At 69.8% G+C, this 14,553-nt stretch carries 19 protein-coding genes; 12 read left to right on the plus strand and 7 right to left on the minus strand.

Translation table 11 applies throughout. The features are described from left to right. Positions 1-68: 68 nt before the first annotated feature. Positions 69-728, minus strand: coding sequence for a TetR/AcrR family transcriptional regulator (locus ACZ5XS_RS02870; RefSeq protein WP_468647402.1), 660 nt, complete (start codon positions 726-728; stop codon positions 69-71). A 123-nt stretch (positions 729-851) separates the two neighbouring features. Here ACZ5XS_RS02870 and ACZ5XS_RS02875 point away from each other — a divergent pair, with 123 nt between their 5' ends. From ACZ5XS_RS02875 to ACZ5XS_RS02895, 5 genes are all read left to right on the plus strand, one after another. Next, entirely contained in the window at positions 852-1,436 is a 585-nt protein-coding gene (locus tag ACZ5XS_RS02875) for a dihydrofolate reductase family protein (RefSeq protein ID WP_468647403.1), read from the plus strand. 26 nt (positions 1,437-1,462) lie between these two features. Then, positions 1,463-1,681, plus strand: a complete 219-nt coding sequence (locus ACZ5XS_RS02880; protein WP_468647404.1) for a hypothetical protein — start codon at positions 1,463-1,465, stop codon at positions 1,679-1,681. A 133-nt stretch (positions 1,682-1,814) separates the two neighbouring features. Then, a complete protein-coding gene (locus ACZ5XS_RS02885) occupies positions 1,815-2,231 on the plus strand; it encodes a YciI family protein (protein ID WP_468647405.1) in 417 nt (138 codons plus the stop codon). A gap of 7 nt (positions 2,232-2,238) precedes the next feature. Continuing rightward, on the plus strand, positions 2,239-3,459 hold the full coding sequence (locus ACZ5XS_RS02890) for an RNA polymerase sigma factor (protein WP_468647406.1): 1,221 nt from the start codon (positions 2,239-2,241) through the stop codon (positions 3,457-3,459). A 9-nt stretch (positions 3,460-3,468) separates the two neighbouring features. Then, positions 3,469-3,807 (plus strand): DUF952 domain-containing protein, encoded by a 339-nt coding sequence (locus ACZ5XS_RS02895; RefSeq protein WP_468647407.1) that lies wholly within the window; start codon positions 3,469-3,471, stop codon positions 3,805-3,807. Here ACZ5XS_RS02895 and ACZ5XS_RS02900 read toward each other — a convergent pair. After that, positions 3,804-4,547 carry a VOC family protein gene (locus ACZ5XS_RS02900; protein WP_468647408.1) on the minus strand — a complete coding sequence of 248 codons (744 nt, stop codon included), beginning with the start codon at positions 4,545-4,547 and terminating at the stop codon, positions 3,804-3,806. The genes ACZ5XS_RS02895 and ACZ5XS_RS02900 overlap by 4 nt on opposite strands. 201 nt (positions 4,548-4,748) lie before the next feature. Here ACZ5XS_RS02900 and ACZ5XS_RS02905 point away from each other — a divergent pair, with 201 nt between their 5' ends. After that, a complete protein-coding gene (locus ACZ5XS_RS02905) occupies positions 4,749-5,018 on the plus strand; it encodes a hypothetical protein (protein ID WP_468647409.1) in 270 nt (89 codons plus the stop codon). 181 nt (positions 5,019-5,199) lie between these two features. On the opposite strand, the gene sodN is transcribed toward ACZ5XS_RS02905, so the two are convergent. Then, positions 5,200-5,595, minus strand: coding sequence for a superoxide dismutase, Ni (gene sodN / locus ACZ5XS_RS02910; RefSeq protein ID WP_030928916.1), 396 nt, complete (start codon positions 5,593-5,595; stop codon positions 5,200-5,202). Between the two features lie 144 nt (positions 5,596-5,739). On the opposite strand from sodN, the gene sodX reads away from it, so the two are divergent. Continuing rightward, on the plus strand, positions 5,740-6,174 hold the full coding sequence (gene sodX, locus ACZ5XS_RS02915; RefSeq protein ID WP_217239513.1) for a nickel-type superoxide dismutase maturation protease: 435 nt from the start codon (positions 5,740-5,742) through the stop codon (positions 6,172-6,174). On the opposite strand, the gene ACZ5XS_RS02920 is transcribed toward sodX, so the two are convergent. Further along, positions 6,078-6,707 carry a CGNR zinc finger domain-containing protein gene (locus tag ACZ5XS_RS02920; protein ID WP_468647410.1) on the minus strand — a complete coding sequence of 210 codons (630 nt, stop codon included), beginning with the start codon at positions 6,705-6,707 and terminating at the stop codon, positions 6,078-6,080. The genes sodX and ACZ5XS_RS02920 overlap by 97 nt on opposite strands. A 99-nt stretch (positions 6,708-6,806) precedes the next feature. On the opposite strand from ACZ5XS_RS02920, the gene ACZ5XS_RS02925 reads away from it, so the two are divergent. Next, positions 6,807-7,577 carry a class I SAM-dependent methyltransferase gene (locus ACZ5XS_RS02925; RefSeq protein ID WP_217239415.1) on the plus strand — a complete coding sequence of 257 codons (771 nt, stop codon included), beginning with the start codon at positions 6,807-6,809 and terminating at the stop codon, positions 7,575-7,577. A gap of 79 nt (positions 7,578-7,656) precedes the next feature. On the opposite strand, the gene ACZ5XS_RS02930 is transcribed toward ACZ5XS_RS02925, so the two are convergent. From ACZ5XS_RS02930 to ACZ5XS_RS02940, 3 genes are read right to left on the minus strand one after another with little or no spacing between them, the layout of a single operon-like run. Beyond that, positions 7,657-8,418, minus strand: coding sequence for an amino acid ABC transporter ATP-binding protein (locus tag ACZ5XS_RS02930; RefSeq protein ID WP_468647411.1), 762 nt, complete (start codon positions 8,416-8,418; stop codon positions 7,657-7,659). Next, on the minus strand, positions 8,415-9,362 hold the full coding sequence (locus tag ACZ5XS_RS02935; RefSeq protein WP_468647412.1) for an amino acid ABC transporter permease: 948 nt from the start codon (positions 9,360-9,362) through the stop codon (positions 8,415-8,417). Before ACZ5XS_RS02935 ends, ACZ5XS_RS02930 begins: the two co-directional genes overlap by 4 nt. A gap of 34 nt (positions 9,363-9,396) precedes the next feature. Beyond that, positions 9,397-10,359, minus strand: coding sequence for an ABC transporter substrate-binding protein (locus ACZ5XS_RS02940; protein WP_468647413.1), 963 nt, complete (start codon positions 10,357-10,359; stop codon positions 9,397-9,399). Positions 10,360-10,998: 639 nt separating this feature from the next. On the opposite strand from ACZ5XS_RS02940, the gene ACZ5XS_RS02945 reads away from it, so the two are divergent. The 4 genes from ACZ5XS_RS02945 (at position 10,999) to ACZ5XS_RS02960 (ending at position 14,523) form a co-directional block, all read left to right on the plus strand. Then, complete coding sequence (locus tag ACZ5XS_RS02945; RefSeq protein ID WP_468647414.1) at positions 10,999-12,222, plus strand: NAD(P)-dependent malic enzyme; 1,224 nt, start codon at positions 10,999-11,001, stop codon at positions 12,220-12,222. Positions 12,223-12,665: 443 nt separating this feature from the next. Then, on the plus strand, positions 12,666-13,631 hold the full coding sequence (locus tag ACZ5XS_RS02950; RefSeq protein WP_468647415.1) for a zinc-binding dehydrogenase: 966 nt from the start codon (positions 12,666-12,668) through the stop codon (positions 13,629-13,631). A 110-nt stretch (positions 13,632-13,741) separates the two neighbouring features. Further along, the gene (locus ACZ5XS_RS02955; RefSeq protein ID WP_016437953.1) at positions 13,742-13,951 is read left to right on the plus strand and encodes a helix-turn-helix domain-containing protein; all 210 of its coding nucleotides are present in this window, start codon (positions 13,742-13,744) and stop codon (positions 13,949-13,951) included. After that, positions 13,951-14,523, plus strand: a complete 573-nt coding sequence (locus ACZ5XS_RS02960; RefSeq protein WP_468647416.1) for a Clp protease N-terminal domain-containing protein — start codon at positions 13,951-13,953, stop codon at positions 14,521-14,523. Before ACZ5XS_RS02955 ends, ACZ5XS_RS02960 begins: the two co-directional genes overlap by 1 nt. Positions 14,524-14,553: the final 30 nt, after the last annotated feature.

Consider the following 14,553-nt stretch of genomic DNA (forward strand, 5'->3'; position numbering starts at 1 on the left):
GTCGACCGCCCCCTTCGTCCGGTGCCCGGGCTCCCGGCCCACCGGCCTGTCCCCTCCGGCCCACCGACTCATCCGCTCCGGCCCGACGGCACGCCCCCGGGCCCATCCCCTCCGGCCCGCCCTCCCGGCCCGCCGGTCCACCCCTCCGGCACCACCGTCGCCACGATCCGCTCGACCAGGCCATCCGGCACGCTCACGTTGGGCAGTACGCCGTCCAGGACGTCCGGCAGGGTGAGGTGCTCCAGGAGCAGGCCGAGCATTGCGAGGTAGAGCACGGCGACGGTCTCGTCGCCGCCGGGGAGCCCGGCCTCGCGGTGGAACCGCATGCCGTACTCCAGGTCGCCGCGCACCGACTTGGTGAAGGACGCGCGCAGTTGGGGACGGCGGGTGGCTTCCAGGCGCATCTCCAGGAGGGCCAGATAGCCGGTGCGGTCACGGGTCGCGCGGGTCATCAGGTCGTGCATGAAGGCGGCGACCAGCAGGCGGTCCTTCGGTCGCGTCATCAGGTCGGCGAGTTTCCCGGGGTCGGGCGCGAGCCGCTCGTGCAACCGGACGTCGATCTGCCGCAGCAGGTCGTCGCGCCCGGTGAAGTAGTTGGAGGCCGTGCCCACCGGCACGCCGGCCTCCGTGTCCACCGCGCGGAACGTCAGCCCGCGCGCCCCCTCGCGTGCGAGCACCTCGACACCCGCGTCCACGAGCGCGGCCCGGCGCTCCGGGTTACTGGCCATACGGAATGCCCTCTCCCACTTGATCTCGTACGCGGAACCCGCTTGCAACCACTACAAGAGAAGTACTACAACTGAAGTACTTCAAATGAAGTGGTTCATGGCAGCCTACGAAAAGAGACCGGCTTGCGAAAGCTCACGTACTACATCGCCTGCTCCATCGACGGGTTCATCGGAGACCCGGGCGGCGACGCGACGACCATGTACCGCTTCGTGGACGAGGAGTTCGTCGAATTCGTCGGCGCCGAGTATCCGGAGACCGTCCCGACCCCCATCCGCCGGACCATCGGCATCGACGACCGTCCGAACCAGAAGTTCGACACGATCATCCAGGGCCGCGCCAGCTACGACATCGCGCTGAAGGACGGCCTCACCAGTCCGTACGCCCACCTGCGCGAGTACGTGGCCTCGCGCACCCTGAAGGAGTCGCCTGACCCGCACGTCGAGATCATCGCGGACGACCTGGTCGCCGAGATGCGCCGGCTCAAGGCGGAGAACGGCGGACTCGGCATCTACCTGTGCGGCGGCTCGGTGCTCGCGGGCGAACTGCTCGACGAGATCGACGAGCTGGTCATCAAGACGTACCCGGTCGTGCTGGGCGCCGGGATGCCGATGTTCGGGTCCGGCGTCACGGTCACCGACTTCGAGCTCGACGCGGTGCGCACCTTCAAGAACGGGGCGCTCGTGCGGACGTACAACAGGAAGCGCTGACGCCCCTCTCGCCCTACTCTGAGGGCATGGACAGCGACGCACATGCCTGTCCCGCCTGCGGACAGCCCGTCGATACAGTCGTCCGGCGCCACAAGACGCTGGGCGCGTGGGTTCCGGTATGGGTTCCCGGCCCGTGCCGCAACCCGAAGTGCGAGGCATACGTCGACAAGGCCACGGAAGCGGCCGACGAGAAGCACAGGTCCCGCAGCCCCGCCACGGACACCGTCATCACGAAGAAGCCCTGAGCCGAGCCGACCGGAGGAAGAAAAGCCGAGCCGAGTTGTCGAGAACCCCGGACCGGCTCCGACGTCCCCTGTGAGAGCCGCCCACGACGGGTGGCCCGAGGCGAAGACGCCGAAGACGTGAAGGAGTGGACTCATGAAGTACCTGGTCATGGTGCAGGGCACGCAGGCGGACTACGAGGCCATGAGCGGCAAGGGATCCCCCGACTCCCCGGCCTGGAACGCGCAGCAGCTCGAGGCGATGTACGCCTACATGGCTGCGATCAACGACGACCTCTCCGAGACCGGCGAGCTCGTCGACGGACAGGGCCTGGCCGAGCCCGCGCGGGCCCGCACGGTCACCCTCGGCGACGACGGCAAGGCCGTGATCACCGACGGCCCGTACAGCGAGACCAAGGAGCTGATGGCCGGCTACTGGGTTCTGGATTGCGCGAGCCTGGAGCGGGTCACGGAGATCGCCGACCGCGTCACCCGCTGCCCCCAGCCCGACGGGGCACCGAACTACCCGGTGGTGATCCGGCCCATCATGGACGGCGCCGGGGACCTCTGCTGACCCGGCCGTGCGAGCCGACCGCGAGACCGAGGACCTGCTGCGCCGCCACGCGCCGCAGGTCCTCGGCGCGCTGGTCCGGCGGTACGGCCATTTCGACGCCGCCGAGGACGCCGTACAGGAGGCGCTTCTCGCGGCGGCCGGGCAGTGGCCCGCGGAGGGAGTGCCGGACAACCCGCGCGGATGGCTCATCAAGGTGGCCTCGCGGCGGCTGACCGACGCCCTGCGGGCTGAGCAGGCGCGGCGGGCCCGGGAGGAGCGGGCGGCGGCGCTGGCCCCCCGTGACGCGTTCGTCACCGGGAACGGGGACCGGTCGCCCCGGGAGGACGACACCCTCTCCCTCCTCTTCCTGTGCTGCCACCCGGATCTGCCGCCGCCCGCGCAGATCGCGCTGACGCTGCGCGCGGTCGGCGGCCTCACGACGGCCGAGATCGCCCGCGCGTACCTGGTCCCGGAGGCCACCATGGCCCAGCGCATCAGCCGCGCCAAGATGAAGGTGCGAGGCGTGCGCTTCGGGCGGCCGGACAACTGGGCCGAGCGGCTGCCCGCGGTTCTGCAGACCCTCTATCTGATCTTCAACGAGGGTCATACGGCGACCTCCGGACCCGCCCTCCAGCGGCGCGACCTCGCCGCCGAGGCGATCCGCCTCACCCGCACGGTCCACCGCCTGCTCCCCGACGACGGCGAGACGGCCGGTCTGCTGGCCCTGATGCTGCTGACGGACGCCCGCCGCGACGCCCGCACCGGACCGCACGGCGAGCTGGTCCCCCTCGACGAACAGGACCGTGACCGCTGGGACAAGGCCGCGATCGAGGAGGGCGTCGTCCTGGTCACCCACGCGCTGAGCCGCGGCCCCGCCGGGCCCTACCGGGTCCGGGCCGCCATCGCCGCGGTGCACGACGAGGCGCCGACCGCTCAGGCGACCGACTGGCGGGAGATTCTGGGCCTCTACGACGTCCTTGTGCGCCTCGTCCCCGGTCCGGTCGAACGGCTGGGCCGCGCGATCGCTGTCGCCATGGTCCGGGGCCCGCATGCCGGGCTCTCCGAACTGGACGCCTTGGAGGACGAGTTGCGCACGGGCCATCGTCTGGACGCGGTCCGGGGCCACCTTCTCGAGCGCGCCGGCTCGTACGACGACGCCCGCGCCGCCTACGAGTCGGCCGCCGCCAAGACCCTGAGTCTGCCGGAGCGGCGCTATCTGCAGGCGCGGGCGGCCCGTCTGAGGCCGTAACGTCGTTCCATGACCACCTCGACGCCCATCCTTCACCTCACCGAGCGCTCCCTGTGGGAAGCGGCCCGCGCGCGGGGCACGTACGAGCTCTCGACCCGCGGCCGCACCCTCCAGGAGGAGGGCTTCATCCACTGCTCGACGCGTGCGCAACTCCCGCGGGTGGCCGCCTTTCTGTACGGCACCTACGACGGCCCCGACGACCTGGTGGTCCTCGTCGTCGACCCCGAGCGGCTCGACGCGGAGCTGAAGTACGAGGCACCGGAGCCCGGCGCCGAGGAGTTCCCGCACGTGTACGGGCCCATCCCGGTGGAGGCCGTGGTCGACGTGGAGGTGTGGCGCAACAGCTAGGGCCGCGCCGCCAGTCCGCCCGTCTCCGGATCGCGGCCCGTCAGGCAGTACGTGCCGCCCGCCGGGTCGCGCATGACCGTCCAGTGGCGGCCGCGGGAGACGGGTTTTGCCCCGAGCCGCTCGTGCTCGGCAGCCGTCGCCGCGATGTCCGCGCAGGCCAGGTCCAGGTGGGCGGTCAGGGGCCGCTCCTCGTCGAGGCGCTGGAGCAGGACGCGGACCGGCAGCCCGGGCGGCGGCTCGACCACGTGGAACTCGGGGAGCGAGCTGGCCAGGGACTGCCAGGCCGGCAGCAGCGCGCCCCAGAAGGCGACCTCGGCGTCGTACGCGGACGGCGGGACGTCGACACACACCTGGTCGAGCCGGCTGCCCCGCACCACCGGCGGCCGCACCGACTCGCCGTGCCACGCGACGGCACAGAACAGCTGCCCCGCGGGTGACCGCAGTACGGCCCATCCCTCGTGCCCGGCCGCCACGGCCGCCCCGCACCCCACCGCCGACTCCACGAACCCGGCCACGTCGTCCACGGCGAAGTCGAGATGTGCGCCGCCGGCGCCCTCCGCGACGCCCTGGATCTTCACGCAGGCATCGGCCCCGCCCGTCGGCACGAGCGTCGCGAACTCGCCCCGGTCACCCCGGGGTTCGGACAGGCGCGTGTCCGTGACGGCCGTCCAGAACTCCTGGGCCCGGTCGAGGCCCTGGGCGGGCCGGTCGATGAAGGCGTACGTCCAGCGGATGCTCATGCGGCGATCGTAGGCGGGGGAGACCCGGCGCCCGCCCGAATTTCGTTCGGGAAGACAACGTGGCGGCGGGATCCGTCAACTGGGCTTACGGTAGGGCGGGTTGAGGAGGAGCCCGTGCGCTCGTGTGCGCCTCTGCGTGGTTGTGACCACGGTCACCTCGCGTGTGATCGCAACCTGACGATGGATCAGTATGATCAAAACGTGGCAAAACCTCACAAAACAGAGCAAAGCCCTGTCAATTCGGGTGGGCTCGGAGTTGCCCGGCTGGGAGTCAGAGCCGTCCTGTGGGGCCTGGCCCTCGCCCTGGCGGCCGTGACCGCCTGGATCGTCCGGGTGGCGGTGATGTCGGGCGGCGGCCTCACCCTCGCGCTCTGCGTCCTGGCCTTCGCCGCCCCGTGGCCGCTGTTCCACCTCGCCGCCTCCCGGCGGACCCGGTCCTCACGCACCGGCCGCACCAAGGGCATTTCCTGAAACGGTTCGTCGTCAGCCCTCAACTGCCGTTTCCTGAGCGGCGGGTGGAGCTGCGCCCGCCGGGCGAAAGAAGACCGCACCCGGACCGTCAGGGACGCCGTTCTCGGCGGTCTGCGGACCGGGTGCGGACAGGAAGACCAGGCGATCGAAGAAACCGCAGGTCAGTCTGCATGATCGAAGATCAGGCCTTCTTGGTCTCCCAGAAGATCTTGTCGATCTGGGCGATGTAGTCCAGGGCCTTCTGGCCCGTCGCCGGGTCGGTGGAACCCTTGGCGGCCGAGAGGGCCTTCAGGGCGTCGTTGACCAGCTGGTGCAGCTCCGGGTACTTCTCGAAGTGCGGGGGCTTGAAGTAGTCGCTCCACAGCACGGAGACGTGGTGCTTCGCGAGCTCGGCTCGCTGCTCCTTGATGACGGTGGCGCGGGCCTGGAAGTGCGGGTCGTCGTTGCCGGCCATCTTTTCCTGGACAGCCTTGACCGACTCCGCCTCGATGCGGGCCTGGGCCGGGTCGTACACGCCGCAGGGCAGGTCGCAGTGGGCGCTGACCTTGACCTTGGGGGCAAACAGGCGGGAAAGCATGCGCATTCCTTCCTCGTGATCGTCTTCTCAGGTGCGACATTACTCCCCGAGAGAACCGATTTCGCGAGTGCCCCCATGGGCTTAGGACAAAAGTCCGGGGTCAGACTGAGACTGGTGGAGGAACGGACCGGGGAGGTGCCGGGGATGCCGGAGCTGTCGCAGGAGACCGAACGCGGGGGTGCCGTACTGCCGTTTGGGCTGGCCGAGGTGACCGGGCCGTCCATGGTGCCCACGCTCAGCCACGGGGATCAGCTCGTCGTCCAGTGGGGTGCCCGGATCAGGCCGGGCGACGTGGTCGTCCTGCGTCATCCGTTCCAGCAGGACCTGCTCGTCGTCAAGCGGGCCGCGCAGCGGCGTGAGGGGGGCTGGTGGGTGCTCGGGGACAACGCGTACGCCGGCGGCGACAGCACCGACTACGGGACCGTCCCCGACGAGCTGGTGCTCGGCAAGGTCCGTTTCCGCTACCGGCCGCGCAAGCCGGATCAGCGTTCGCCGTTCGCCGCGGTGCGCTGGGCGCTGTCGGCCGCGAGGCCCGTCTTCTCCGACCGGTCGGCCTCCAGGCGCTTGCGGGCGCGGTAGGCCGCCACGTTGGCGCGGGTCGCGCAGCGGTCGGAGCAGTAGCGCCGGGAACGGTTCGTGGACGTGTCGAGGTAGGCGTTGCGGCAGGGGGCCGCCTCGCACAGGCCGAGGCGGTCGACGCCGTACTCGGTGAGATGGAAGGCGAGGCCCATCGCGGCGATGGCCGCGTAGCCCGCGGTCGCGTTCGACGGGTGGTCCGCCAGGTGCATGTGCCACAGCGGGCGGCCCTCGTCGTCCCGGTAGTCGTGGCCGGAGATCTGCGGGCTCACCGGGAACTCCAGCAGCAGCGAGTTCAGCAGGTCCACCGCCAGGGTCTCGTTGCCCGTGTCCGCAGCCTCGAAGACCGCCCGGAGCCGTGCCCGTACTCCCCGGAAGCGGGTGACGTCCGCGTCCGTGGCGCGCCGGGCCACCCCTTCGTTGCCGCCGAAGAGGCCGTGGATTGCCTCGACCGAGGTCAGCGCGTCCTTGCCCCGGGCCGGTTCCTCGCTGTTGACGAGGCGCACGGCGTAATCCGAGTAATAGGCCAGTTCCACTTGTAGTCCTTACGGAGGCGTTCTATGGTCGTGGTGCGGTCGGGTAACAGCCGGTCGTGCATCCAGGGTATTACGTCACGTACGCGACGGAGGGGCTCGATGGCGGACACGGACACCACCACTGCCGGTACCGACTGGCAGGCCTGGCAGCAGAGCTGGGACCGACAGCAGGAGTGGTACATGCCCGACCGGGAGGAACGCTTCCGGATCATGCTCGACATGGTCGAGGCCCTGGTCGGCCCCGCCCCGCGCGTCCTGGACCTCGCGTGCGGCACGGGAAGTATCACGGCCAGGCTCCTCGCCCGGTTCCCCCAGGCCACCAGCACCGGCGTCGACCTCGACCCGGCGCTCCTCGCCATCGCCGAGGGCACCTTCGCGGACGACGAGCGGGTCACCTTCGTCACCGCCGACCTCAAGGACCCCGACTGGCCGGCCAGGCTGCCGTACGACGCGTACGACGCGGTCCTGACCGCCACGGCCCTGCACTGGCTGCACAGCGACCCCCTCGCGGCCCTCTACGGTCAGGTCGCGGAACTCGTCCGCGACGGCGGTGTCTTCATGAACGCGGACCACATGATCGACGACACGACGCCCCGGATCAACGCGGCCGAGCGCGCGCAGCGGCACACGGCCATGGAACAGGCCAGGACCGACGGCGCCCTCGACTGGTCCGAGTGGTGGCAGCTCGCCGCCAAGGACCCCGTCCTCGCCGGTCCCACCGCCCGGCGCTTCGAGATCTACGGCGACCACGCCGACGGCGACATGCCGTCCGCCGCGTGGCACGCGCGCGTGCTGCGCGAGAAGGGCTTCGGGGAGGCGCGTCCGGTGTGGTGCTCACCGTCGGACACGCTGCTGCTCGCGCTGAGGTAACGGACCCTGAGGTAGCACCGGAGCAGACGAAAAAGGGGCGGTACGGAGATCTCCGTACCGCCCCTTTTGGTTCCGACCGCTACAGCACCTTGGACAGGAACGACTGCGTCCGCTCGTGCTGCGGGTTCGCCAGGACGTCCCGCGGGTTGCCGGACTCGACCACCACCCCGTCGTCCATGAAGACCAGGCTGTCGCCGACCTCCCGGGCGAAGCCCATCTCGTGGGTGACGACGATCATCGTCATGCCGGACTCGGCGAGGTCGCGCATGACGTCGAGGACGTCACCGACCAGCTCCGGGTCCAGCGCCGAGGTCGGCTCGTCGAAGAGCATCAGCTTCGGGTCCATCGCCAGCGCGCGGGCGATCGCCACGCGCTGCTGCTGGCCGCCGGAGAGCTGCGAGGGGTAGGTGCCGGCCTTGTCGGCCAGGCCGACACGGTCCAGCAGCTGCTGCGCGCGCTCCCGGGCCTGGGCCCGGCTCACGCCCTTGACCTGGACCGGCGCCTCCATGACGTTCTCGACGGCCGTCATGTGCGGGAACAGGTTGAAGCGCTGGAAGACCATGCCGATGTCCCGGCGCTTGACCGCGACCTCGCTGTCCTTCAGCTCGTACAGCTTGTCGCCCTTCTGGCGGTACCCGACCAGGTCGCCGTCGACGTACAGGCGACCCGCGTTGATCTTCTCCAGGTGGTTGATGCACCTGAGGAAGGTCGACTTGCCGGAGCCGGAGGGGCCGATGAGGCAGAAGACCTCGCCGGACTTCACTTCCAGGTCGATGCCCTTGAGGACCTCGACCAGACCGAAGGACTTGTGGACGCCCTCGGCCTTCACCATGGCGGTCATGCGGTACCTCCCGCCGACTTCGAACGGCTCGACAGGGAGAGCAGGTTCGCCCTGATCTTCTGGAACGGCGTGGCCGGCAGGCTGCGGCTGGAACCGCGGGCGTAGTACCGCTCCAGGTAGTACTGGCCGACGCTGAAGATCGACGTCAGCACCAGGTACCAGGCCGCGGCGAGGAACAGCATCTCGGCCGGGGCGCCGGAGGTCTGGCCGATGTCCTGGGCGACGCGGAGCAGCTCCGAGTACTGGACCACGGACACCAGTGAGGTCGTCTTCAGCATGTTGATGACCTCGTTGCCCGTGGGCGGCACGATCACGCGCATCGCCTGCGGGACGACGATCCGGCGCAGCGTCTTGCCGTGGCTCATGCCCAGCGCGTGCGACGCCTCGGTCTGGCCCTCGTCGACCGAGAGCAGACCGGCACGGCAGATCTCCGCCATGTACGCCGCCTCGTTGAGGCCGAGGCCCAGCAGCGCCGTCAGGAACGGGGTCATGAAGTCCGACCACTCGTTCTTGTAGAACGGCCCGAGGTTGACGTACTCGAAGACCAGGCCCAGGTTGAACCAGACGATCAACTGGACCAGGACCGGGGTGCCGCGGAAGAACCAGATGTAGAACCACGCGATGGACGAGGTGACCGGGTTCTTCGACAGGCGCATCACCGCCAGCAGAATGCCGCCGACGACGCCGATCAGCATGCACAGCACCGTGAGCAAGAGCGTCTTGCCCACACCGCTGAGGATGCGGTCGTTGAAGAAGTAGTCCGGGATCGCCCCCCAGTTGATCCTGCCCTGGGAGAACGCGTAGACGATGCCCGCCAGCACGGCGAGGGCGACCACGGCGGACACGTACCGCCCGTAGTGCCGGACCGGGATGGCCTTGATGGCCTGCGGGCCGGCCGGCGGGGTGTCCGCCGGCCCGCCCGTCTTGTCGATGTCAACAGTCACGGGTGTTGCCTTTCAGTGGCCGCAGACCGCGCGGTCACTTGCCGCCGTTGATGGTGGCTTCCTTGACGGCGCCGTCGGCGACGCCCCACTTCGTGATGATCTTCTCGTACTCGCCGTTCGCGATGATCGCGTCCAGCGCGGCCTTCAGGGCGTCCCGCAGCTGGGTGTTGCCCTTGTCGACCGCGATGCCGTACGGGGCGGCCTCGACCTGCTCGCCGACCAGCTGGAAGTCGTTGCCGCCACCGGAGGTCTTCACGGCGTACGCGGCGACGGGGAAGTCGGAGGAACCGGCGTCCGCGCCGCCCGCGCGCAGGCGGGTCTGGGCCTGCTGGTCGTTGTCGAAGGCCTGGATGGAGATCGTCTTGCCGCCGGTGCACTTCTTCGCCTCGGACTTGGCGAGGTCCTCGGAGACCGTGCCGCGCTGCACCACGATCTTCTTGCCGCACAGGTCGGACCAGGTCTTGATGCCCTGGTCGTCGCCCTTCTTGGTGTAGATCGACACACCGGCCGTGAAGTAGTCCACGAAGTCGACGCCCTCGCCGACCTTCTTGCCGGTGTCCGAGTCGACACCCTCCTGGCGGTCCTTGGTGTCGGTCATCGCGGACATCGCGATGTCGTAGCGGTCGGAGCGCAGACCCGTGATCAGCGTGTCGAACGTGCCGTTCTCGAAGGCGAACGTCACGCCGAGCTGCTTGCCCATGGCGGCGGCCAGGTCGGGGTCGATGCCGACGGTCTTACCGGCGCTGTCCTTGAACTCGACCGGCGCGTAGGCGATGTCGGAACCGACCTTGATGACGCCCGCGTCACGGATCGCCTTCGGGAGCTTGTCGGCCAGCGGGGCCGCGCTCGCCGAGGTGGTGTCGGTGCTGTCCGAGCCGCTGTCCTCGGTCTGGTCACCGCAGCCGGTGAGCAGCAGAGCGCCTGCGACCGCGATCGCACCGACCGCTGCTAGCCGGGAGTGCGCGGCGGTCGTACGACGGGTGGAGCTTGCGGTCATTTTGGGTTCCTCCGGCGGATGGGTGGAGTTGCCGTTGGGGCGGACAACTGCTGATGGGTTCGGCAGATGCCATTGGTCCTGGGTCGACGAGAGCACACGTCTTCGAGTGTCGCGACCTCGTGTGATGACGGCATCTTGCCATTCGGACGGAGGCAATCAGGGGCACACCCATGTCAAAATCGGATAACGGGCGACCCCCGAATCACACCAGGTCAGTACATCCCGCCGCACCATCTACGGGAATGCACCCCTCCGGCCGCAGGATCTTTGGCACATCTCGGGATGCGGACATCGGTCCGATGCAGGTCGGCGGGGTTCGAGCGCCGTTCGAGCGCCCGTCAAGCCGATCTTGAGAGCTTGGGCCGGTATGTCCCATGATTCATGTCACCGGCAACGGGATGATCTCGTTCTGCCATGTGACCTTGCACGTATTGGACTCGTCGGCGGGCGGCCCGTCCGGTAAGAAGGTTCTTTACACCCCTCATCCGGGGCTCAGGGCGCGTGTGCGGCGCGCCCGTCGCGTATGGCCCGTACGTACCCCGTGCGGGCGCAGACCATCAGGGCCGTGCGCGGTGCCCGCCCACTTCTCAACCAGGAGTGGCCACCCTCAAACCATGAAGACCTAAGGGGTAAGACAAAGTGGCAGCGGAGATCGTCAATCCTCGCAGCGACAGCAGTGCGGACCAGGAGGGCGGGGCGGAGCCCTTCGATTCCTTCGATCCGGCGTTCGCGCTGCACCGCGGCGGCAAGATGGCCGTGCAGGCCACCGTGCCGGTCCGCGACAGGGACGACCTGTCCCTCGCGTACACGCCCGGCGTCGCGAAAGTGTGCAGCGCGATCGCCGAGCAGCCCGATCTCGTCCATGACTACACGTGGAAGTCGTCCGTCGTCGCCGTTGTGACGGACGGTACGGCGGTGCTCGGACTCGGTGACATCGGTCCCGAGGCCTCCCTCCCGGTGATGGAGGGCAAGGCGATCCTGTTCAAGCAGTTCGGCGGTGTGGACGCGGTGCCGATCGCTCTCAACTGCACGGCCGTGGACGAGATCGTCGAGACCGTGGTCCGGCTCTCGCCGTCGTTCGGCGGGATCAACCTGGAGGACATCTCGGCGCCGCGGTGCTTCGAGATCGAGCGCAAGCTCCAGGAGCAGCTGGACATCCCGGTGTTCCACGACGACCAGCACGGTACGGCGGTCGTGACGCTGGCGGCGCTCAGGAACGCGGCGAAGCTGACCGGTCGTGGGATCGGCGAGCTGCGGGCCGTCATCTCGGGGGCCGGCGCGGCCGGTGTCGCCATCGCGAAGATGCTGGTCGAGGCCGGTATCGGGGACGTGGCGGTCGCGGACCGCAAGGGGATCGTGTCGGGTGACCGTGACGATCTGACCTCGGTCAAGCGGGAGCTGGCCGGCTTCACGAACAAGGCGGGCCTCAGCGGGTCGCTGGAGGCCGCGCTGGAAGGCGCCGACGTCTTCATCGGGGTTTCCGGCGGTACGGTGCCGGAGCCGGCGGTGGCTTCCATGGCCGAGGGTGCTTTCGTCTTCGCCATGGCCAACCCGAACCCGGAGATCCACCCCGACGTCGCGCACAAGTACGCGGCCGTCGTGGCCACCGGGCGGTCGGACTTCCCGAACCAGATCAACAACGTGCTGGCGTTCCCCGGGATCTTCGCGGGGGCGCTGCAGGTGCGGGCGTCGCGGATCACCGAGGGGATGAAGATCGCGGCCGCTGAGGCGCTGGCCTCGGTGGTCGGTGACGACCTCGCCGCGGACTACGTGATCCCGTCGCCGTTCGACGAGCGGGTGGCGCCTGCGGTGACGGCTGCGGTGGCGGCGGCGGCGCGGGCGGAGGGTGTGGCTCGGCGCTGAGGCGTGTGATGGCCCCGCGCGTTTGGGCGGGGCCATTTTTTTACCTGGGCGCCCGGCCGTTCGGGTGGCTTCGGGGTGGCTTCGGGGTGGTGGTGTGGGGGTGCGGTGTGTGCTGTGCGCCTTGTGGTGGGTGGGTCGGGGCCGTGTCGGGGGGTGTCCGTCCTCGGAACGGCGCGGAATCGGTTGCTCATCGAGGTGCCGGTGTTGACGCGCCAACCGCTGCGGGCGGACACCCCCCGACACGGCCCCTTGCCGCCGTACGCGGGTGCCGGTGCGTACGTCCACCTCTCGACCGACCGAGACGGGTGGGGTGGGCATGGCCCGGGGGTCTGGGGGCGGAGTCCCCAGGGCGTTCGTAAGGGGGGCGGGGGTGTTGACAAGAGGGTGTGTGTCACAGAGCTGAACGGTTCCGTGTGACCGTCTCCGCACCTATCGTCAAGGTCATGTTCGCTGTCTACGCCGCCCGAATCGACCGCGACCAGCCGCTCTCCGGCCTGGAGTCGGGGGAGCGCCCGGCCCCGGACCCACGACCCGGCTGGAGCGTCGTCGACGTCAGGGCCGCCTCCCTCAACCATCACGACCTCTGGTCCCTGCGCGGCGTGGGCCTCGCGGAGGACAAGCTGCCGATGATCCTCGGCTGTGACGCCGCCGGTGTCGACCAGGACGGCAACGAGGTCGTCCTGCACTCCGTCATCGGCCAGACCGGCCACGGCGTCGGCCCGAAGGAGCCCCGCTCCATCCTCACCGAGCGCTACCAGGGCACCTTCGCCGAGCAGGTCGCCGTACCGACGTGGAACCTGCTGCCCAAGCCCAGGGATCTCTCCTTCGAGGAGGCCGCCTGTCTGCCCACGGCATGGCTGACGGCGTACCGGATGCTGTTCACGAACGCCGGTGTGCGTCCCGGTGACTCCGTCCTCGTGCAGGGTGCCGGGGGCGGTGTCGCCACGGCCGCGATCGTGCTCGGGAAGGCGGCGGGGCTGCGGGTCTTCGCGACCAGCCGGGACGAGGCGAAGCGGAAGCGGGCCGTCGAGCTGGGGGCCGTGGAGGCGGTGGAGCCGGGAGCGCGGCTGCCGCAGCGGGTCGACGCCGTGATCGAGACCGTCGGCGCGGCCACCTGGTCGCACTCGGTGAAGTCCCTGCGGCCCGGCGGAACGCTCGTGATCTCCGGTGCGACGAGCGGTGACAGTCCCTCGCGCGCCGAGCTGACCCGGATCTTCTTCCTGGAGCTCAAGGTCGTCGGCTCCACGATGGGCACCAAGGACGAACTGGAGGACCTGCTCTCCTTCTGCGCCGCCACCGGCGTGCGTCCCGTCATCGACGAGACGTTCCCGCTCGACCGGGCCCGCGAGGGCTTCGAGCGGCTGGCGTCCGGGGATCTGTTCGGAAAGATCGTCCTCACGAACGGTTAGCCGTTTTCGCGTCTTCCGACGGCCGGTCCGGGGTTTCGGGCCGGCCGTTCGCTGTGTCCATCTCGTCAACCGTGGTTGACGGGGAACGTGTGTCAACGTAAGTTGACGGCATGACCGAAGCAACGGATCTCGCCGAGCGCGCGGGCGACCGGGACCCACGGGTCGGCCTCAGGGCCGTCGCCGCGCTGCGCAGGCTTTTGGAGCAGCTGGAGGCCGTACAGGTCCGCAGCGCGCGCAATCAGGGCTGGTCGTGGCAGGAGATCGCCGCGGAACTCGGTGTGAGCAGGCAGGCCGTGCACAAGAAGTACGGGAGGCATTGATGTTCGAGCGGTTCACGAAGGACGCCCGGGACGTGGTGCGAGGGGCGGTCGAGCACGCGGAGGGGACGGGCGTGGGGTCCGTGGGGGCGGAGCACGTGCTGCTCGCGCTGCTGGACCGGGAGGCCTCCCGCGCCTCCTTCGGGCTCGCCGCACTCGGGCTCGCCGAGCGCAAGGAGTCCGTACGGCGGGCCCTGACCGAGGCGCGGCGGCGTGCGGGCCTCACCCAGGCAGAGACCGACGCCCTGGCGGGACTGGGCATCGACGTCTCGGAGATCGTCGCCCGGGTGGAGGAGGTGCACGGCGTCGGCGCGATGTCCGGCGACCGCAAGGACAAGGGCTGGTGGTCGGGGCGCCGGACCTTCGGGCGGGATGCCAAGGAGGTTCTTGAGAGGTCTCTCCGCATCGCCGTCGCCCGCCGGGACCGCCACGTCGGCGACGAGCACATCCTGCTGGCCCTGACCGCCCGCCCCGGAGTACCCGCGGAGGTCCTCGCCGATCACGGTGTGACGTACGAGGCGCTGACGCGGGTGCTGTATGGGGGCGGGGGCGGGGAGGAGGCGAAGGCGGGCTGAGGGGGCCGGTCGGGCAACGGCTGCCTCCGG

This window comes from Streptomyces sp. NPDC033131, from assembly GCF_055578365.1.

What these genes read in the sequence shown, in the direction of transcription:
- ACZ5XS_RS02885 (WP_468647405.1), top strand. Translation starts at nt 1,815, where the DNA reads ATGAAGTACCTGGTCATGGTGCAGGGCACGCAGGCGGACTACGAGGCC.
- ACZ5XS_RS02900 (WP_468647408.1), bottom strand. Translation starts at nt 4,547, where the DNA reads ATGAGCATCCGCTGGACGTACGCCTTCATCGACCGGCCCGCCCAGGGC.
- sodN (WP_030928916.1), bottom strand. Translation starts at nt 5,595, where the DNA reads ATGCTTTCCCGCCTGTTTGCCCCCAAGGTCAAGGTCAGCGCCCACTGC.
- ACZ5XS_RS02955 (WP_016437953.1), top strand. Translation starts at nt 13,742, where the DNA reads ATGACCGAAGCAACGGATCTCGCCGAGCGCGCGGGCGACCGGGACCCA.
- ACZ5XS_RS02940 (WP_468647413.1), bottom strand. Translation starts at nt 10,359, where the DNA reads ATGACCGCAAGCTCCACCCGTCGTACGACCGCCGCGCACTCCCGGCTA.
- ACZ5XS_RS02950 (WP_468647415.1), top strand. Translation starts at nt 12,666, where the DNA reads ATGTTCGCTGTCTACGCCGCCCGAATCGACCGCGACCAGCCGCTCTCC.
- ACZ5XS_RS02960 (WP_468647416.1), top strand. Translation starts at nt 13,951, where the DNA reads ATGTTCGAGCGGTTCACGAAGGACGCCCGGGACGTGGTGCGAGGGGCG.
- ACZ5XS_RS02880 (WP_468647404.1), top strand. Translation starts at nt 1,463, where the DNA reads ATGGACAGCGACGCACATGCCTGTCCCGCCTGCGGACAGCCCGTCGAT.
- ACZ5XS_RS02925 (WP_217239415.1), top strand. Translation starts at nt 6,807, where the DNA reads ATGGCGGACACGGACACCACCACTGCCGGTACCGACTGGCAGGCCTGG.
- ACZ5XS_RS02870 (WP_468647402.1), bottom strand. Translation starts at nt 728, where the DNA reads ATGGCCAGTAACCCGGAGCGCCGGGCCGCGCTCGTGGACGCGGGTGTC.
- sodX (WP_217239513.1), top strand. Translation starts at nt 5,740, where the DNA reads ATGCCGGAGCTGTCGCAGGAGACCGAACGCGGGGGTGCCGTACTGCCG.
- ACZ5XS_RS02930 (WP_468647411.1), bottom strand. Translation starts at nt 8,418, where the DNA reads ATGACCGCCATGGTGAAGGCCGAGGGCGTCCACAAGTCCTTCGGTCTG.
- ACZ5XS_RS02895 (WP_468647407.1), top strand. Translation starts at nt 3,469, where the DNA reads ATGACCACCTCGACGCCCATCCTTCACCTCACCGAGCGCTCCCTGTGG.